The sequence below is a fragment of the Pseudoxanthomonas sp. genome (assembly GCF_051953815.1).
Classification (GTDB): domain Bacteria; phylum Pseudomonadota; class Gammaproteobacteria; order Xanthomonadales; family Xanthomonadaceae; genus Pseudoxanthomonas_A.
Genome location: NZ_JBQCIJ010000040.1, coordinates 111,142 through 129,895 on the forward strand (window position 1 = coordinate 111,142; position 18,754 = coordinate 129,895).

At 68.4% G+C, this 18,754-nt stretch carries 13 protein-coding genes; 9 read left to right on the top strand and 4 right to left on the bottom strand.

Features of this window, described 5'->3' with window-relative positions; genetic code table 11:
* Window positions 1–45 precede the first annotated feature (45 nt).
* Window positions 46–2,631 carry an ATP-dependent chaperone ClpB gene (gene clpB, locus ACTHN1_RS12850; protein WP_440471332.1) on the top strand — a complete coding sequence of 862 codons (2,586 nt, stop codon included), beginning with the start codon at window positions 46–48 and terminating at the stop codon, window positions 2,629–2,631.
* A 130-nt stretch (window positions 2,632–2,761) separates the two neighbouring features.
* Window positions 2,762–5,020: an EAL domain-containing protein gene (locus ACTHN1_RS12855; RefSeq protein WP_440471333.1), complete on the top strand. Its 2,259-nt coding sequence runs from the start codon at window positions 2,762–2,764 to the stop codon at window positions 5,018–5,020.
* A gap of 18 nt (window positions 5,021–5,038) precedes the next feature.
* Here the strand turns inward: ACTHN1_RS12855 and ybaL are convergent, their stop codons facing one another.
* Window positions 5,039–6,727 carry a YbaL family putative K(+) efflux transporter gene (gene ybaL / locus ACTHN1_RS12860; protein WP_440471334.1) on the bottom strand — a complete coding sequence of 563 codons (1,689 nt, stop codon included), beginning with the start codon at window positions 6,725–6,727 and terminating at the stop codon, window positions 5,039–5,041.
* 145 nt (window positions 6,728–6,872) lie between these two features.
* On the opposite strand from ybaL, the gene ACTHN1_RS12865 reads away from it, so the two are divergent.
* Window positions 6,873–7,268, top strand: coding sequence for a DUF4087 domain-containing protein (locus tag ACTHN1_RS12865; RefSeq protein ID WP_440471335.1), 396 nt, complete (start codon window positions 6,873–6,875; stop codon window positions 7,266–7,268).
* A 99-nt stretch (window positions 7,269–7,367) separates the two neighbouring features.
* Here the strand turns inward: ACTHN1_RS12865 and ACTHN1_RS12870 are convergent, their stop codons facing one another.
* On the bottom strand, window positions 7,368–9,749 hold the full coding sequence (locus ACTHN1_RS12870) for a TonB-dependent receptor plug domain-containing protein (RefSeq protein WP_440471336.1): 2,382 nt from the start codon (window positions 9,747–9,749) through the stop codon (window positions 7,368–7,370).
* 288 nt (window positions 9,750–10,037) lie between these two features.
* Here ACTHN1_RS12870 and abc-f point away from each other — a divergent pair, with 288 nt between their 5' ends.
* Together abc-f and ACTHN1_RS12880 are read left to right on the top strand one after the other, a co-directional pair.
* Window positions 10,038–11,912: a ribosomal protection-like ABC-F family protein gene (gene abc-f / locus ACTHN1_RS12875; RefSeq protein ID WP_440471337.1), complete on the top strand. Its 1,875-nt coding sequence runs from the start codon at window positions 10,038–10,040 to the stop codon at window positions 11,910–11,912.
* A 22-nt stretch (window positions 11,913–11,934) separates the two neighbouring features.
* Window positions 11,935–13,200, top strand: a complete 1,266-nt coding sequence (locus tag ACTHN1_RS12880; RefSeq protein WP_440471338.1) for a cation:proton antiporter — start codon at window positions 11,935–11,937, stop codon at window positions 13,198–13,200.
* Here ACTHN1_RS12880 and ACTHN1_RS12885 read toward each other — a convergent pair.
* The gene (locus ACTHN1_RS12885) at window positions 13,197–14,069 is read right to left on the bottom strand and encodes a LysR substrate-binding domain-containing protein (RefSeq protein WP_440471339.1); all 873 of its coding nucleotides are present in this window, start codon (window positions 14,067–14,069) and stop codon (window positions 13,197–13,199) included. The genes ACTHN1_RS12880 and ACTHN1_RS12885 overlap by 4 nt on opposite strands.
* 100 nt (window positions 14,070–14,169) lie before the next feature.
* Here ACTHN1_RS12885 and bla point away from each other — a divergent pair, with 100 nt between their 5' ends.
* Together bla and ACTHN1_RS12895 are read left to right on the top strand one after the other, a co-directional pair.
* Window positions 14,170–15,063, top strand: coding sequence for a class A beta-lactamase (gene bla / locus ACTHN1_RS12890; RefSeq protein ID WP_440471340.1), 894 nt, complete (start codon window positions 14,170–14,172; stop codon window positions 15,061–15,063).
* An 82-nt stretch (window positions 15,064–15,145) separates the two neighbouring features.
* Complete coding sequence (locus tag ACTHN1_RS12895) at window positions 15,146–15,454, top strand: FmdB family zinc ribbon protein (protein ID WP_295383250.1); 309 nt, start codon at window positions 15,146–15,148, stop codon at window positions 15,452–15,454.
* 49 nt (window positions 15,455–15,503) lie between these two features.
* Here the strand turns inward: ACTHN1_RS12895 and ACTHN1_RS12900 are convergent, their stop codons facing one another.
* Window positions 15,504–16,454, bottom strand: a complete 951-nt coding sequence (locus tag ACTHN1_RS12900) for a DUF3011 domain-containing protein (protein WP_440471341.1) — start codon at window positions 16,452–16,454, stop codon at window positions 15,504–15,506.
* Between the two features lie 141 nt (window positions 16,455–16,595).
* Between ACTHN1_RS12900 and aspS the strand changes: the two genes are divergently transcribed.
* Window positions 16,596–18,356 carry an aspartate--tRNA ligase gene (aspS, locus tag ACTHN1_RS12905; protein ID WP_440471342.1) on the top strand — a complete coding sequence of 587 codons (1,761 nt, stop codon included), beginning with the start codon at window positions 16,596–16,598 and terminating at the stop codon, window positions 18,354–18,356.
* Between the two features lie 118 nt (window positions 18,357–18,474).
* Complete coding sequence (locus tag ACTHN1_RS12910) at window positions 18,475–18,753, top strand: DNA primase (protein ID WP_440471343.1); 279 nt, start codon at window positions 18,475–18,477, stop codon at window positions 18,751–18,753.
* The last annotated feature ends 1 nt before the right edge of the window (window position 18,754 follow it).

An 18,754-nucleotide genomic window follows, 5' to 3' on the forward strand; every position in this document is an offset into this window, starting at 1 on the left:
TACCATTGCCGGTGCTCGCCGGCCTCTCTTCCCGAGGTATTCCCGATGCGGATGGACAAGCTCACCTCGCGTTTCCAGCAGGCGCTGGCGGACGCGCAGTCGTTGGCCGTGGGCCGCGACAACACCATGATCGAACCGGTCCACGTGCTGACCGCGCTGCTCGACCAGAATGGCGGCAGCACCCGGCCGCTGCTGGCCCAGGCCGGCGCCAACATTCCCGTGCTGCGCGAGCGGCTGGGCGAGGCGCTGGACAAGCTGCCCAAGGTCAGCGGCCAGCCCGGCAACCTGTCGATCGGCAATGATCTGGGCCGGCTGCTCAACGTGACCGACAAGCTGGCGCAGGAGAACGGCGACCAGTACATCGCCAGCGAATGGTTCCTGCTGGCGGTGCTGGACGACACCGGCGCGGCCGGGCAGGAACTGAAGTCCGCCGGCGCCGACAGGCAGAAACTGCGCGCGGCCATCGACAAGCTGCGGGGAGGCGAGAAGGTGCAGTCGGAGAACGCCGAGGATCAGCGCCAGGCGCTGGAGAAATACACCATCGACCTGACCGAGCGCGCCGAGAGCGGCAAGCTGGATCCGGTGATCGGCCGCGACGAGGAAATCCGCCGTACCATCCAGGTCCTGCAGCGCCGCACCAAGAACAATCCGGTGCTGATCGGCGAGCCCGGCGTGGGCAAGACCGCGATCGTCGAAGGCCTGGCCCAGCGCATCGTCAACGGCGAGGTCCCGGAGGGCCTGCGCGGCAAGCGCGTGCTGTCGCTGGACATGGGCGCATTGATCGCCGGCGCCAAGTTCCGCGGCGAGTTCGAGGAGCGCCTGAAGGCGGTGCTCAATGACCTGGCCAAGAATGAAGGCCAGATCATCCTGTTCATCGACGAACTGCACACCATGGTCGGCGCCGGCAAGGCCGAGGGCGCGATGGACGCGGGCAACATGCTCAAGCCGGCGCTGGCGCGCGGCGAACTGCACTGCATCGGCGCGACCACCCTGGACGAGTACCGCAAGTACGTGGAGAAGGACGCCGCGCTGGAGCGCCGCTTCCAGAAGGTGTTCGTGGGCGAGCCGAGCGTCGAGGACACCATCGCCATCCTGCGCGGCGGGAAGGAAAAGTACGCCGTTCACCATGGCGTCGAGATCACCGATCCGGCCATCGTCGCCGCCGCCACGCTGTCCCACCGCTACATCGCCGACCGTCAGCTGCCGGACAAGGCCATCGATCTGATGGACGAGGCCGCCAGCCGCATCCGCATGGAAATCGACTCCAAGCCGGAAGAAATGGACCGGATGGAGCGCCGCCTGATCCAGCTCAAGATCCAGCGCGAGGCGCTGAAGAAGGAGAAGGACGCGCAGTCCAGGCAGCGCCTGGCCGACCTGGAAAGCGAGATCGACAGCCTGCAGAAGGAATTCAGCGATCTGGAGGAAATCTGGAAGGCCGAGAAGGCCACGCTGACCGGCGCCACCCGGATCAAGGAGCAGATCGAGCGCGCCAAGCTGGATCTGGAAGCCGCCCAGCGCCGCCAGGACTATGCGCGCATGAGCGAAATCCAGTACGGCCAGCTGCCGTCGCTGGAGAAGCAGCTGACCGCCGCGCAGGAAGCCGAGCAGAAGGGATTCAAGCTGCTGCAGGACAAGGTCACCGACGAGGAGATCGCCGAGGTGGTGTCGCGCTGGACCGGCATCCCGGTCAGCAAGATGCTGGAAGGCGAGCGCGAGAAGCTGCTGAAGATGGAGGACGTCCTGCGCCATCGCGTGATCGGCCAGGAAGAGGCGATCAAGGTGGTGTCCGACGCGGTGCGGCGTTCGCGCGCCGGCCTGTCCGATCCCAACCGTCCGTCCGGCAGTTTCCTGTTCCTGGGCCCGACCGGCGTGGGCAAGACCGAGCTGTGCAAGGCGCTGGCCGAGTTCCTGTTCGACTCCGCCGACGCGATGGTCCGCATCGACATGAGCGAATTCATGGAGAAGCACGCGGTCAGCCGCCTGATCGGCGCGCCTCCGGGCTACGTCGGCTATGAGGAGGGCGGCTACCTGACCGAGGCGGTGCGTCGCCGTCCGTACAGCGTGATCCTGCTGGACGAGGTGGAGAAGGCGCACCCGGACGTGTTCAACATCCTGCTGCAGGTGCTGGACGATGGCCGCCTGACCGACGGCCAGGGCCGCACGGTGGATTTCCGCAACACCGTGATCGTGATGACCTCCAACCTGGGTTCCAGCCTGATCCAGGAGCTGTCCGACGACAGCCCGGAGAGCTACACCCAGATGAAGGCGGCGGTGATGGGCGTGGTGCAGGCGCACTTCCGTCCGGAGTTCATCAACCGGCTGGACGACATCGTGGTATTCCACCCCCTGGACAAGGCGCAGATCCGCGAAATCGCCCGCATCCAGACCCGCTACCTGGCCAAGCGCCTGGCCGAACGCCAGATCAGCCTGGACATCGACGATTCGGCGCTGATGCTGCTGGGCAACGTCGGTTTCGATCCGGTGTACGGCGCGCGGCCGCTCAAGCGCGCCATCCAGACCCAGCTGGAGAACCCGCTGGCGCAGAAGATCCTGTCCGGCGAGTTCGGTCCGGGGGATGCGGTGCGGATCGCCGCCGAAGGCGGCCATCTGGTGTTCCACAAGCACGGCTGAGGCCGGACGAGCCGGTCACGGGGAATGCATTCCCCGTGGCCGGGCCTGCCGTCGTGTCCGGTTCCGGGGTTCGATTGCGTTCCGGAGGTAGTGGACGTGCCCGATGCGCGTCCCTCTACCAGGGAAGCAAGTGAGCCCACAGCCAGCGACAGGATGGTGGCGAAGCCGGACCGGCAAGATCCTCCTGTGGGGGCTGCTGTGCGTGCTCGCGCAGCAGGTGGCCGTCAGCTATCGCATCGACTTCTTCGGCAACACGGCCAATGCGTCGCTGATCCACCTGCACGCGGGCCTGCTGCTGGCGCTGGCGTTGCTGGAGCCGGATCGCCGCGTGGTGCTGGCCACTCTGGCGATCACCGCGATGGGCTGGGCGGTGCGCCAATGGTCGATGGAACCCGGACAGATCGCCCCGCTGGTGTGGGGTGCGCTGATGTGGGTGCTGGTGAGCGCGTGGACCCTGGCCTGCGCGCGCTGGGCCGGCGGACCGGAGCCGCATGGCCGGTTGGACCGGCATGGACTGAGCCGGCTGGCGCTGTACGGCCTGCTGGTCTATCCCGCCGGTCTGGCGATGCTGGGCGGCACCATGGCGGTGATCGCGCCGCCGGTCGAGGCGCTGAGCGCCGCATTCCAGATGTTTTTCGCCAAGCAGTTCGGGGTGGCCGTGATCACCCTGCCGCTGGTGGTGGCCTGGCGCGAGGGCCGGCAATCGTTCCGGCGCGGCCGCGCCGCCGGCTGGGCCTGGCCGCTGGCGCTGATCGCCGGCCTGGGCCTGAGCCTGTGGGCGTCGCAGGCGGTGCGGGGCGGGCTGGCGGATCGGCCCGCGGTGGTGCTGATGGACTACCGCTTCGCCCTGTTCGTGGTGCTGGCCTGGTTCGTGCTGCGGTTGCCGCCCCGGCGGTCGATGCTGGCGCTGTCGGCGGCGTTGTTCTGCCTGGTGCTGGCGGTGTCCGAGAGCGCCGCGTACGGCAGCACCGTGCTGGGGCTGTTCAACCTGCTGCACCTGGCCGCCGAGGTGAACATCCTGCTGCTGGCCATGCTGTACCTGTGGGTGATCAGCCGCGATCGGCGCGAGCTGTCGCGGCGGCTGGCGGAGGAAATCCAGCGTGACACCCTGACCGGATTGCCCAACCTGCGCGCGCTGCGCCGGCGGATGGCGGTGGCGCCGCCCCGGCGGCGCGAGCTGGGCTTCCTGTTGCTGGACAAGAGCGATTCGCTGGTCACCGGCTACGGCCTGGACATGCAGGCCGCGGTGGTCGGCAGCATGGCCGCGCGGCTGTCGGACCTGGCCGATGTCTACGTGCTGGGCACCGGCCAGTTCGCGTTGATTCCGGCCACCGACGCCGACGACGATGTCTGGGAGCGACTGATCGCGCGGGTGGAACACGCCGAGTTCGTGGCCGACGGCCAGCCGGTGCGATTGCTGCCTTACCTGGGGGTGGCCTCGCTGCCGGAATCGGCGACCGAGCCGCTGGCCGACGTGGTGGACACCGCGCTGCTCAATGCCTCGCATCTGGCGTTCGACGCGCGCCAGCATGGCGAAGTGCGGCCACGCTACAGCGACATCGACGATGGCCGCCTGCGCCGCGCCCATCGCCAGCAGCTGCAGGACGCGGCGACCGCGCTGGCCTGCCTGCGCAACGAGCGGCTGGTCCTGCACTTCCAGGCGATCCGCCGGCTGGAACATGCGGCCGAGCCGGCGCTGACGATTTCCGGCGAGGTGCTGTGCCGCCTGCGCGACGAGGAGGGCAGGCTGATACCGCCGGCCCGCTTCATGCGTCCGATCGAGGCCGCCGGCCGTGGCGCGGAACTGGATCTGGCGGTGATCAAGGCGTTGTTCCGGTTGCTGCGGAAGTATCCGGAAGCCCTGCCGTACTGCGAGCGCATCGCCATCAACCTGACCGGCCAGAGCCTGGCCTCGATGAGCTTCCAGGTGGAACTGCGCACCCTGCTGGCGGACTCGCCGCTGCCGTTGACGGCGCTGTGTTTCGAGGTCACCGAGTCCGCCGCCATCTCCAGCACCTCGGCGGCGAGCCGGCTGCTGCGCGATCTGCGCGCGCGCGGCTGCCAGATCGCGATCGACGACTTCGGCACCGGCATGCAGAGCTTCGCGCGGCTGAAGGAGCTGCCGGCCGACGTGATCAAGATCGACGGATCGTTCATCCGCAACGTCGCCCAGCGCGGCAGCGATCACGCGCTGGTGCAGGCGACCGTGGCGGTGGCGGGCGTGTTCGGCGCCGAGACGGTGGCCGAATTCGTGGAAGACGAGGCCACCGCCGACTGCCTCAGGGAACTGCACGTGGACTGGGTGCAGGGCGATCTGTATGCGCCGCCCCGGCCCCTGTCGGAAATACTTGCCGAGGCGCTGCCGCGCGAACTGCAGTACGCGCCCTGAGCTGCCGGCCCGCCGAGATCAGCCGGTCGTGCGCAGCGCGCGGTAGGGCGGCGTGGCCATGACCATTTCCGCCAGCGAGAACGCCAGTTCGCGTTCGGCCAGCACCGCGCCGTCGGCGCCATGTTCCAGCAGGTGGCGCACTTCGGCGTCGCTGTGTGCGCGCGCCAGCAGGGTCAGGCCGGGATTGATGGCGCGCAGCTTGGCGATGGCTTCGCCGGCTTCCAGCGGCTGGGGGATGGCGAGCACCGCGATCTTGGCCTTTTCCGGATGCGCCTCCGCCAGCACCTTGTCGGCGGCGGCGCTGCCGCGGATCGCGGGGATCCCCGCCGCGTGCGCGCGCTCGACGTGCTCGCCGTTGTCGTCGATGACGATCAGCGGCACGCCGCGCTCGTGCAGCACGTGCGCCAGCGAGCTGCCCACCCGGCCATAACCGATGATGATGGCGTGGTCCTGCACGTCCAGCGAAGGGCCGGGTGGCGGTTCCGGTTCGACTTCCTTCGGCATGGCCGCATCCTGGCGCGCCTGCCAGCGGTCCAGCAGGCCGAAGATCAGCGGGTTGAGCATGATCGAGATCAGCGCGCCGGCCAGCACCAGGTCATGGCCCTCCTTGGGCAGGATTTCCAGATCCATGCCGAGGCCGGCGATGATGAAGGCGAACTCGCCGATCTGGGCCAGGCTGGCCGAAATGGTCAGCGCGGTGCTGTTGGGATGCCCGAACGCGCGCACGATCAGGTAGGCGGCGGCGGACTTGCCGAACAGGATGATGAAGGCGGTGCCCAGCACCTCGAACGGATGTTCGACCAGTATGTTGGGATCGAACAGCATGCCGACCGAGACGAAGAACAGCACCGCGAAGGCGTCGCGCAGCGGCAGCGAGTCGTTGGCGGCCTTGTGGCTGAGCTCGGACTCGTTGAGCAGCATGCCGGCGAAGAACGCGCCCAGCGCATAGGACACGCCGAACAGGGTGGCCGAACCGAACGCCACGCCCAGCGCGATCGCCAGTACCGAGAGGGTGAACAGCTCGCGCGATCCGGTGCTGGCGGTGCGTTCGAGGATCCACGGAATCACCCGCCGGCCGACCACCAGCATCACGGTCACGAACAGCGCCAGCTTCAGAAGCGTCCAGCCCAGGCTGGCGATGATCGCGCCGGCCGTCAGACCGCCGGTATCGCCCTGCTGGCCGGCCAGCCCGCCGATCACCGGCATCATCACCAGCGCCAGGACGCAGGCCAGGTCCTCGACGATCAGCCAGCCCACCGCGATGCGCCCGCGCGAGGTGTCCAGCAGGCGCCGTTCCTCCATCGCCCGCAGCAGCACCACGGTGCTGGCGGTGGCCAGCGAGAAACCGAAGACGATGCCGTACAGCGTGGGCCATCCCATCAACGCCGCCAGGCCCCAGCCCAGCAGCGTGGCGGCGCTGATCTGCACCAGCGCGCCGGGGATGGCGATCCATTTGACCTCCATGAGGTCTTTCAGCGAGAAGTGCAGGCCGACGCCGAACATCAGCAGCATCACGCCGATCTCGGCGAGCTGCTTGGCCAGTTCCTGATCCCCCACGAAGCCGGGGCTGAAGGGCCCCACGCAGATGCCCGCCACCAGATACCCGACCAACGGAGACAGCCGCAAGCGATTGGCCACCGCGCCGAGGACGAAGGCGAGGGCGAGGCCAATGGCGACGATGTTGATCAGGTCGGTGTCATGGTGCATCGAGGCTCGCATTTTCCAGGGGAAAGGAGGTCGAGTTTCGCCGATGCGGCGCCGCTGCGGCAAACGGAAAACTGAGTGGCCTGTTCAGTTCCTGTCGCGAGAAAGCTTCAACAGATGCCGGATGGTTACTATGGTTCTCCCTTTTTTGCGCAGCAAGACCGTGTCACATAGAACCTGGATTCTTCCGACGACCGGGTGGCTGTTCGCATGCCTGGCCGTATCCGCGATTGCCGCGCCCGCGAGAACCGAACGCCGCTGCGGCTGGTTCGAGAACCCGACGCCGGCCAATGTCACCCTGACCGACCGTGACGGGGTCTGGGAAATCGCTACCCAAGGGGGGTACCAGGCCAACGGCGACTGGCCGCGGTTCGACGATGCGCGGTGGATCAGGACCAATCGCCACTATGGATACGGTTGTGCGTGTATCACCGCCGACGTCGATGCGCGCAACCGCAGGCTGGACAATCTCAGGCGGGCCAGCAGCCGTCCGCTTGAAGTCTGTCGCGAGGACAAATACCTGAGGGAGCCCGGAAGGCCCTGAGATCTCAGGCACGGGGAGGGACGCGCGAAGTCGGTGTCGAACAAGAAAAAGCCCCGCGATGGCGGGGCTTTTTTTACGCATGGGCACGGAGCCCCGGCGTCACCACTTGTAGCCGATGCGCCCGTACACGTAGGCGCCGTTGAAACCCGAAGGCGACTGGCTGCTGTAGGGGAACTGGCCGCTGTTGGAGTTCGGGAAGATAGTGCGATCCGGATACTCGTCCAGCAGGTTGTCCGCGCCCAGGGTGAAGGTCCAGCCATCCAGGCGGTAGCTGGCCGAGGCGTCCACGGTCCAGATGGCACCGTATTTCTGGTCGTTGATCGGATTGCCGGTTTCGCTGACCCGGGTGGTGAATCCGCCGTAGCGGGTGGCGCCCAGGGCGAAGTCCCACGACGCGAGGTTCCAGACCGCGTTGAAGGTGAACTTGTCGCGTGGATAGCCCTCCTCGATGCGTCCCTGTTCGTCGCGGCCCACGCGCCAGAGGTTGGCGCCGAGCGCGGTCAGCTCCGGCGGGTTGGCGGCGATGCGGGTGATCTCGGTCTTGTTGTGGTTGTAACCGGCGGTGAGATTCAGCGTGCTGGCGGTCAGCGGGATCGAATAGGTGCCGACCACGTCGACGCCGCGCGTGCGGGTGTCGATGGCGTTGTTGAAGTAGCGCGCGCTGGTCACGCCGTTGATGCCCAGGCTGGCGAGCAGCGCCTGCGCGGCCGCGTTGTTGCCCAGCAGCAGGTTGGACGACAGCACGATGCGGTCGTCGATGTCGATCTGGTACGCATCGATGGTCACGTACAGACGGTCGACTGGCTGCAGCACCAGGCCCAGGCTGTAGGACAGCGAGGTTTCCGCCTTCAGCGCCTCGGCGCCCAGCGCCTGCGCCACCGCGCTGGTGGCCGGGAAGGTGCCGGATTCGAAGAAGCGATCCACGCTCGCGTTGTACTGCGAGGTCACCACCTGGTAGTACTGCTGGGCCAGCGCCGGGGCGCGGAAGCCGCTGGCGACGGTGGCGCGCAGGGCCACCTTGTCGGTGAAGGCGTAGCGGGCCGACAGCTTGCCGGAAGTTTCGCTGCCGAAATCCGAATAGTCCTCGTAGCGGGCGGCGATGCCGGCGGAGAACTTGTCGGTGAAATCGGCTTCCAGTCCCACGTAGGCCGCGTAGCTGTCGCGATCCTGGTGGACCGCGTTGGCCGGGGTGAAGCCGCCGAAGCCCTGGGCGCCGCCGTTGCTGTAGGAATTCGGCGCACCGGGAGACTGGTTCCACTTCTCGCGACGATATTCGGCGCCGAAGGACAGCGTGGCCGGATAGGCCAGGCCCCAGTCCAGGGTCTTGGTGAAGTCGGCGTTGAACAGGTTCTGGGTGTATTCCAGCGCGCCGTCGTAGAAGCGGTGCGGACTGTTCACGCCCAGGCTGTAGTTGATGCTGTTCTGGGTGTAGAAGAACAGCTTGTTGTAGCCGTAGTTGTAGCTGACGTCCCAGGTCCAGCCGCTGTCGGTGCTGCCCTTGAGGCCGGCGACGAGCGAGCGGTCCTTGGAGATCTGGTTGATCTCGGGCACATAGCCGTTCGGGTAGACCTGCGGCACCAGCGCGTTGTGGCCGGGCGACCGGTAGAACGCGAACGAGGTGATGTCGCGGTTGCTCAGGATTGTGGTGGCGTAGGCGCTGAGGTTGTCGCTGAAATCGAAGCCGGCGTTGGCCGACACCGCTTCGGCGTCCACCTTCGGGTCGCCATAGACATAGGCGACTTCGCCGACGTCGGGATTGTTGCCGGTGTTGGGCGCGGTGCCGCCATACGGGCCGGCGCGGTCGGTCTCGTCCTGGCGGGTCACCTGGCCGGCCACGTGCACGAAGCCGCGACCGTCGCCGAAGCCGACGCCGGCATCGCCGGACAATTGGTACTGGCGGCCGTCGCCGGCCGAGTACTGGCCCAGGTCCAGGACCAGGCTGCCACCCTTCTCCGAACCCTTGAGCACGATGTTGACCACGCCGGCGATGGCATCGGAGCCGTACTGCGCCGAGGCGCCGTCGCGCAGCACTTCGACGCGGGCGATCGAGGACACCGGGATGGCATTGAGATCCACCGCCGAGGACCCGCGTCCGATGGTGCCGTTGACGTTGACCAGCGCCGACAGGTGGCGGCGCTTGCCGTTCACCAGAATCAGCACCTGGTCCGGCGACAGGCCGCGCAGCTGCGCCGGGCGCACGCCGCTGGTGCCGTCGGTGATGGCCGGACGCGGGAAATTCAGCGAGGGCAGGGCGCGCGCCAGCGCGGTCGCCAGTTCGGTGGTGCCGGTGGCCTGCAACGCTTCCGGGGTGAGGATGTCGATGGGCGACTGGGATTCGGCCGCGGTGCGGTCGGCGACGCGCGTACCGGTGACAATCAGGGTATCCAGGGTCTGCGGCTTCTGTTCGCTCTGGGCGAAGGCGGGCGCGGAGGCCAGGGCGAGGACGATGGCGGCGGACAACGGGGAAATCGTGCGGATCATGGGTACTCCAGTACGCGGAACGGGATGTAGCGGCCTTGATGCAGCGATGGCTGCCGGGGACGGCAGGGCAAACCGGGAGGTTTGTTGCACCACAACATAACGTCAATTATTCGTTAACGGGTAGAATCGCGTCGCAGAACTTCTGCTTATGTGCTTATGCCGGTCGGCGCGGACCGGGGTTCGTGATAGCCGGCGGCACAGCGCGTGTCAACGATTTATTAACAAATGTGAGGCCGGCGTGGCGCGGTACGGGCCTGGCACCCGGTTTCCAAGAACGGACTTTCCATCGTGATTTCCCTGCGTAATTTCGCTCTCCGGCGCGGCGAGCGCCTGCTCCTGTCCAATGTCGATCTGGCCCTGCACGCGGGCTACCGCGTCGGCGTGGTCGGCCGCAACGGCACCGGCAAGTCCAGCCTGTTCGCGGCCATCCGCGGCGAGCTGGAAGCCGACAAGGGCGATGTCGATCTGCCCGGCAAGGTGCGCATCGCCAGCGTCGCCCAGGAAACCCCGTCGCTGCCTGATCCCGCCATCGACTTCGTGCTGGGCGGCGATACCGAGGTCGCCGCCGCGCTGAAGGCCGAAGCCGACGCGCTGGCCGCGGAGGACTGGGAAGCGGTGGCCGCCGCGCACATCCGGCTGGAGGAAGTCGGTGGTTACGACGCCACCGCCCGCGCGGGCAAGCTGCTGCATGGCCTGGGCTTTCCCGCCGATACCCACCAGCGCGCGGTGTCCGCGTTCTCCGGCGGCTGGCGGGTGCGCCTGAACCTGGCGCGCGCGCTGATGATGCCCAGCGATCTGCTGCTGCTCGACGAGCCCACCAATCACCTGGATCTGGATGCGGTGCTGTGGCTTGAACAGTGGCTGCTGAAGTATCCGGGCACGCTGCTGCTGATCTCGCACGATCGCGAGTTCCTCGACAACGTCGCCACCCACACGCTGCACCTGCATGGCGGTGGCGCCAAGCTCTATACCGGCGGCTACACCGACTTCGAGCGCCAGCGCGCCGAGCAGCTGCGCCAGCAGCAGATCGCGTTCGAGAAGGAACAGGCCGAACGCGCGCACCTGCAATCGTTCATCGATCGCTTCAAGGCCAAGGCCAGCAAGGCGCGCCAGGCGCAGAGCCGGATGAAGCGGCTGGCCAAGCTGGCCGGCACCGAGGCGGTGCGCATGGAGCGCGAGTTCCGCATCGAGTTCGCCCAGCCCAACCGCCTGCCGCATTCGCTGATCCGCATCAACCACGGCGAAGCCGGTTATCCGCTTCCCCCGCAGGCAGGGGAAGGCGCGACGATCATCCTGCATGACGTGGGCTTCGGTCTCGAGGCGGGCGATCGCATCGGCCTGCTCGGCCCCAACGGCGCCGGCAAGTCGACCCTGGTGAAGACCCTGGTGGGCGAGCTGCCGCTGGTGGCCGGCGAGCGCAGCGCGCATCCGGATCTGCGCATCGGCTACTTCGCCCAGCACACGGTGGAATCGCTGCACGAGGGCCAGTCGCCGATCGATCACTTCCGCGAACTGTCGCCCGACGCATCGACCCAGTCGTTCCGCGATTTCCTCGGCAAATGGAATTTCCCCGGCGATCGCGCGTTCGAGTCGGTGGACGGATTCTCCGGTGGCGAGCGCGCGCGCCTGGCGCTGGCGCTGATCGCCTGGCAGCAGCCCAACGTGCTGCTGCTCGACGAGCCGACCAACCACCTGGATCTGGAAATGCGCGAGGCGCTGGCCGAGGCGCTCAGCGATTTCGACGGCGCCATCGTGATGGTCTCGCATGACCGCCATCTGATCGGCCTGGTCTGCGACACCTTCTGGCGGGTGGCCGACGGCCAGGTGGAACCCTTCGCCGGCGATCTGGACGAATACGCGGCCTGGCTGCGCACGCGTCCGGCCGCGCAGGGCACCAAGACCCGCATGGCCGAAGCCGCGCCCACGCCGCCGCCCAAGCCGGCGCCGGCGCGCAAGCCGCCGAATCCGCACAAGCTGGCCCAGGCCGAAGCGCGCATGACCGGACTGGAAGAGCAACTGGCGGCGGTGGATGCGGAAATGGCCGATCCGCGCAGCTACGCCGACGCCGCGCGCGCGGCGGAACTGGCGCAGCAGCGCACGCGCCTGCAGCAGGAACTGGAGCAGGCCGAGCAGGCCTGGTCGGCGTTGTACGAAGCGGGCTGACCCAAGCGCACGGGGGCGAGGCATGAACCAGGAACTGATCTATCTGGGGTTGATCTTCGGTCTGCTGGTGATCCCGCGCGCCTTGCAGCGATTCAAGCTGCCGGCGCCGCTGACCTGCCTGGTGCTGGGCATCGCCGCGATGCTCTGGCTGGGCGAACGTTCCCACGATGGCGTGGTCGCGCTGCTGGCCACGCTCGGCATTTCCTCGCTGTTCCTGTTCGCCGGCCTGGAAGTGGATCTGCGCGCGCTGCGGCGAGGGTTCTGGCCCTTGCTGTCGCATCTGCTGATCCGCAGCGCGACCCTGTTCGGCGCCGGCTGGCTGGCGTGGCGCTACGGTGGCCTGTCCTGGCAGGCGGCGGGACTGCTGGCGCTGGCGCTGCTGACGCCGTCGACCGGTTTCATCATCGACACGCTGGGCCGGCTGGGGCTGGACGAACAGGAACGTTTCTGGGTCACCAACAAGGCCATCGCCGGTGAACTGCTGGCGCTGGCGGCGCTGTTCCTGGTGCTGCAGGCGGATCAGCCGATGAAGATGGCCATCTCGTCCAGCATCCTGATCGCGCTGCTGGTCGGTCTGCCCCTGCTGTTCATCGCCTTGGGCCGCTGGGTCGCGCCGCACGCGCCAGGATCCGAGTTCTCGCTGCTGGTGATGGTGGGCCTGATCGCGGCCTTCACCACCTACAAGCTGGGCGTCTATTACCTGGTGGGGGCGTTCGTCGCCGGCCTGATCGCGCGGCTGCTGCGGCAGAAGATGCCGCGCCTGGCCTCCGACGAGAACCTGCATGCCGTGCGCCTGTTCGCGACCTTCTTCGTGCCGTTCTATTTCTTCAATGCCGGCACCAAGGTGCCGGCGGGCGCGCTCAGCTGGGAGGCGCTGGGCCTGGGCCTGCTGATCACGCTGGCGATCCTGCCGTTGCGCATCGGCGTGATCTGGGTGCAGCGGCGGCTGATGTTCGGAGAGGACATGCGCAGCAGCCTGCGGGTGTCGCTGGCGCTCACCCCGACCCTGATCTTCACCCTGGTGCTGGCCGGCATCCTGCGCGAGCGCTTCCACATTCCCGATGCCCTGTTCGGCGCGCTGCTGCTGTATGCGGCGCTGACCACGCTGCTGCCTTCGCTGGTGTTCCGCACGCCCTTCGACGTGGATCCGATGGCGGCGCCGGAAACGCTGCCTCCGGAAATGGCGCCGCCGGCAACCACTGGCGCCGTCGCATTGGCGCAGGCGTCGGCGGACGCGGATGGCATCGCCCCCGTCACCGACGCGGATGCCGGCACGCGGCCGGTCTAGCCCGCGTCTCCTTCGGCCTGCAGCCACAGGCGCAGCCGGCCGGCCGCCTCGGATTCGCGCCGCGAGCGCAGCCGGGTGAGCCAGTAGCGGCCCAGATCCAGCGTCTGCGCGAACGGTTGCAGCAGACGCCCGGCCGCCAGTTCGTGTTCGAACATCGCCAGCGGCAGCAGCGCCACGCCCGCGCCGCGCGAGACCGCGCTGGCCAGGGTCAGCGAGGAATCGAACTGGGGACCGCGCGCCTGCAGGCCGGTGAGGCCGGCGGCGGCCAGCCAGCGCGGCCATTCATCGGCGCGGAACGAGCGCAGCAGCGGCACGTGGGCAAGATCGCGCGGTTGCCGCAGGGCATCGGCCAGCGCGGGCGCGCACACCGGCGCGAACGGCGTCGGCCACAGCGGCGTGCAGACCTCGCCCGGCCAGTCGCCATCGCCGAAGCGGATCGCCATGTCCAGCCCTTCGCCGGCCAGATCGGCGCGGTTGTTGTGGGTGGAAACGCGCAGTTCGATATCCGGATGCGCGGCGGCGAAGGCAGGCAGGCGCGGCAGCAGCCAGCCGATGGCGAAGGTGCCGACCACCCCGACGGTCAGCACTTCGCGCGCATCGCCGCCGGCCAGCCGATCCAGGCTCAGGCCGATGCGATCGAACGCCTCGGTCAGAACCGGCAGCAGCGCCGCGCCCTCGTCGGTCAGGGCCACGCCGCGCGGCAGGCGCTGGAACAGGACCGTGCCGAGCCGCTCCTCAAGCGCCTTGATCTGATGACTCAGCGCCGCCTGGCTGACACACAGCTCGTCGGCCGCGCGGGTCAGGTTCTGGTGGCGGGCGGCGGCCTCGAAGGCGCGCAGCGCGTTGAGCGGCAGTTGGGGCCTGAGCATGGACGGGTATGAGGCTGGCTAATGGATGGCATTGAATAACCTCGCTGGTGACTCCGGGTCAACGCGGGAACAATCAGGTTTTCTCACAGGGAGCCACCCGATGATTGCCCGCCGCCAGTTCCTGCGACTCACCGCCGCCACCCTGCTCGCCGCGCCCGCCGCGCGGCTGCTGGCCGGAGAGGAAACCGTCGGCAGCGCGGACGCCGGCTTCGCCGGAACCCTGGCCGCGCTGGAGCGCGACAGCGGCGGGCGCCTGGGCGTCTGCCTGCTGGACAGCGCCAGCGGGCGGCAGTGGGGATGGCGCGGGGACGAGCGTTTCCCGATGTGCAGCACGTTCAAGTTTCCGCTGGCGGCGACCGTGCTGCGGCAGGTCGAGCGCGGTGGGCTGACCCTGGACCGGCGCGTGCCGATCCGCCGCGAGGACATGATTCCGCACGCGCCGGTGACCGAAAAGCACGTCGGCGGCCACCTGAGCGTGGAGGAGCTGTGCCAGGCGACGATGATCTGGAGCGACAACCCGGCCGCCAACCTGCTGCTGCCGCTGGTGGACGGCCCCGCCGGCGTCACCGCGTTCCTGCGCGCCAGTGGTGACGCGGTGACCCGCAACGACCGCGACGAACCGGACGTCAACCGCTTCCATCCCGATGATCCGCGCGACACCACCACCCCCGAAGCGATGGCCGGGACCTTGCGCCGGCTGCTCCTGGGCGAGGTGCTTGGCACCGATTCCCGCCGGCGCCTGACCGGCTGGCTGGTCGACAACCGCACCGGCGACCGTCGCCTGCGCGCCGGCCTGCCGGCCGGCTGGACGGTCGGCGACAAGACCGGCAGCAACGGGCAGGACACCACCAATGACATCGCCATCGTCTGGCCGGATCGCGGGCGGGCGCCGTGGCTGCTGACCGGCTATCTGCAGGGCGCGAAGGTCGACGCGGACGCCCGCGATCAGGTGCTGCGGCAGGTCGGGGCGGCGGCGGCGCGGTTCATCGCCTGAGGACGAGGCCGGTCCCCGACCGTTGAATCCCCGGCGCCAGGCCCCAGAATAGGGGCCTGCGTTTCCCTACCGCGTTTCCGTCATGCCGATCTATGCCTTCGAGTGCGCCGAATGCGGCCACGCCTTTGACCGACTGCAGAAGCTGTCCGACCCGGATCCCGATGCCTGCCCGTCCTGCGGCCGGCCGGCGGTCAAGCGCCAGCTGACCGCGCCCGCCTTCCGCCTGGCCGGCGGTGGCTGGTACGAAACGGATTTCAAGAAGGACGGCGACAAGAAGCGCAACCTGGCCGAGGGCGGCGGCTCCGGCGGGACGGGCGCTTCATCCTCCGCAGACAGCGCAACGCCCGCCAAGACCGAAGCCAAGCCGGCGAGCCCGTCTTCCGCCAGCTGAGCCCGACCGGGGGCGGAACATTCCCGCCCCTGGCCTGCAACCCGCTCGCCTAGCGCGCGCCGAAGCGCGCGTTGCAGCCGCCGCGTACCCAGATTTCCTGGCGATTGGCGTCATAGCCCCAGCCGCGTCCTTCCGCGCCGCACACTCGCTGCGAGTATTCCTGTTGCAGCCGCGGGCGCCCCTGGCGGCCGTCCCAGCGGCACCAGTTGAGCCGCGGATCCCCCGGTTTGCTGGCGCATTGGACGCCGTAGCCGGGATTGCCGCCGCCCCAGTCGCCGCCACCGCCGCCGGCCACGCCGAAGCGCGCGCGGCAGCCGTGGTTGACCCAGATGGCGTTGCGTTGGTGGCCCCAGTTGCTGCCTTCCTGGCATCGGGCCTTGGACAGGTTCTGCACCACCACCGGACGGCCGCGGCGATCGTCCCAGGCGCAGGTGCGGTAGCGGGCGTCCTCGCTGGCGCAGGTCACCGTGTAGCCGGCGTTTCCGCCGCCGTTGCCCCACCCCTGGTTGGTTTCCGTGAACTCTCCCCGGCAACCGTTGCGGACCCGGATCACCCCCGGCTGCTGCTGCCACGACTGGCCTTCGATGCAGGCGCCGCTGGACAACTGGCGGGACAGCCGGGCGCGGTTGGCGAAGCCGGTCTGGCAACTGCGTTCGCGCTGATCCTGGCTCTCGCAGCGCACGGTGCGTCCGGGCGCCGGGCCGGGATTCCAGCCGCCGTTGCCGCCGCCCAGCGAGGTGGCGATGTCCTGCTTGATCCGGCTGAAGGTCCAGCCGGACAGGCGCACCTGATCCAGGTAGAAACGCAACTGGTCGTCCGGGATGCGGCGACCGCGTGATTGCTCGCTGTACTCCAGGCCGATGACCCGGGTCTGCTCGGCCACGGTCAGGGTCCGCAGGTTTTCCGGGGCGTAGGCCCGGGTCTGGGCCTGGGCCAGGGCAAGGCTGGCCGGCAAGGCCAGGAAGAGTGCGCACAGCAACTTCATCAAAGCCTTGTTCATGGTGGTCTCCCGTCGGGAGCGGCAAGCTTAATCCTCCCGGGGGAGGGCTTGGGAAGGCCCCGGCGGCGGGGTGGGGGAAGCCCGTACGGGTTAGACTATGCGGCTTTCCGGCACTCGCCGGATGCAACTCGCGGAGCCCCCATGCGTACCCATTATTGCGGCCTCATCAACGAGGCCATGATCGGCCAGACCGTCACCCTGTGCGGCTGGACCGACGTTGCCCGCAACCTCGGTGGCGTGTGCTTCATCGACCTGCGCGACCACGAAGGCATCGTGCAGGTGACGGTGGAGCCGGACAACGCCGACGTGTTCGCCGTGGCCGCGGATCTGGGCTACGAGGACGTGCTGCAGGTGGAAGGCGTGGTGCGCGCGCGCCACAGCGTCAACGAGAAGATCCGCACCGGCAAGGTGGAAATCGTCGCCACCCGCATCAGCGTGCTCAACAAGGCGCAGCCGCTGCCGTTCCATGCCCATGAGAACGCCGGCGAGGACATCCGCCTGAAGTACCGCTACCTGGACCTGCGTCGTCCGGAGATGCAGCGCATGCAGCGCACCCGCATCCGGCTGGTGCAGGCGCTGCGCCGCTGGCTGGACGCGCGCGGCTTCCAGGACATCGAGACGCCGATCCTGACCAAGGCCACGCCGGAAGGCGCGCGCGACTTCCTGGTGCCGGCGCGCCTGCATCCGGGCGAGTTCTACGCGCTGCCGCAGTCGCCGCAGCTGTTCAAGCAGATCCTGATGGTCGCCGGCTTCGACCGCTACTACCAGATCGCGCGCTGCTTCCGCGACGAGGCGCTGCGCGCCGATCGCCAGCTGGAATTCACCCAGCTGGACATGGAATTCGCCTTCGTGCGCGAGCGCGACGTGCAGGACACCGTGGAAGGCATGATCCGCGACATCTTCAAGGAAGTGATGTCCGTCGATCTGGCCGATCCCTTCCCGCGCATGACCTGGGCCGAGGCGATGCGCCGCTACGGCTCGGACAAGCCGGACCTGCGCATCGATCTGGAACTGGTCGACGTCGCCGGGCTGGTCAAGGGCAGCGAGTTCGCCGTGTTCTCGGCCGCCGCCGCCGATCCGGACGGCCGCGTCGCCGCGCTGCGCATCCCCGGTGGCGCCAGCCTGTCGCGCAAGCAGATCGACGAGTACGCCGCGCATGCCGCCAAATACGGCGCCAAGGGCCTGGCCTACATCAAGATCGCCGACAACGGCGAGATCAGCTCGCCGATCCAGAAATTCTTCGGCGAGGACGCGTTCGCCGCGCTGCTGGCGCATGTGGGCGCGAGCAACGGCGACATCGTGTTCTTCGGCGCCGGCGGCTACAACAAGGTGTCCGACTTCATGGGCGCGCTGCGCCTGAAGGCCGGCAGGGACTTCGGCCGCGTCGCCGAGGGCTGGCGCCCGCTGTGGGTCACCGACTTCCCGATGTTCGAGTGGGACGAGGAGGCGCAGCGCTATGTCGCCCTGCATCACCCGTTCACCGCGCCGGCCGTGGACGACATCGCCGACCTGCGCGCCAACGCCAAGACAGCGGTGTCGCGTGGCTACGACATGGTGCTCAACGGCAACGAGATCGGCGGCGGTTCGATCCGCATCCATCGTCCGGACATGCAGAGCGCGGTGTTCGAGCTGCTGGGCATCGGCGCGGAGGAGGCGGAGGCCAAGTTCGGCTTCCTGCTGGACGCGCTGAAGTTCGGCGCGCCGCCGCACGGCGGCATCGCCTTCGGCATCGATCGCATCGCCGCGCTGATGGCGGGCACCGAATCGATCCGCGACGTGATTCCGTTCCCCAAGACCACCACCGCGCAGTGCCTGATGACCGGCGCGCCGTCGCCGATTCCCGACGAGCAGCTGGCCGAACTGCACATCCAGGTTCGGCCGGTCGCGCCCAAGGCGCAGTGATCCGCCGCCCGGCTCCGCGTTCCGGGGCCGGGGGCCGCGCATCCTTTTTTTCAGTTGTCCGGCGGCAATCGCCGCCGGATTCCCCGCCAGGGGTTTTTCTTTCTTAGAGAGTATTGGCATGACCGAGTTTGCGTTCGCGCTGCAGTGGGAAAAGCTGGGCAATGAAGGAACCGACGCCGGCCTGGTGACCGAGCGCGCCCGCGTGTTCGGCGGCTGGGTGGTGCGCATCGGCACCTCGCCGGCGGCGATGGCGCTGACCTTCGTGCCCGACGGCGAAGGCCGCTGGGACGGCGAGGACTTCGGCGAGGACGACTACGAGTACGAAGACGAGGAAGAGGGCGACGACGACGAGGACGCCGACGAGGAAGCGGCGGACGAGGACGACGAGGAAGAGTGAG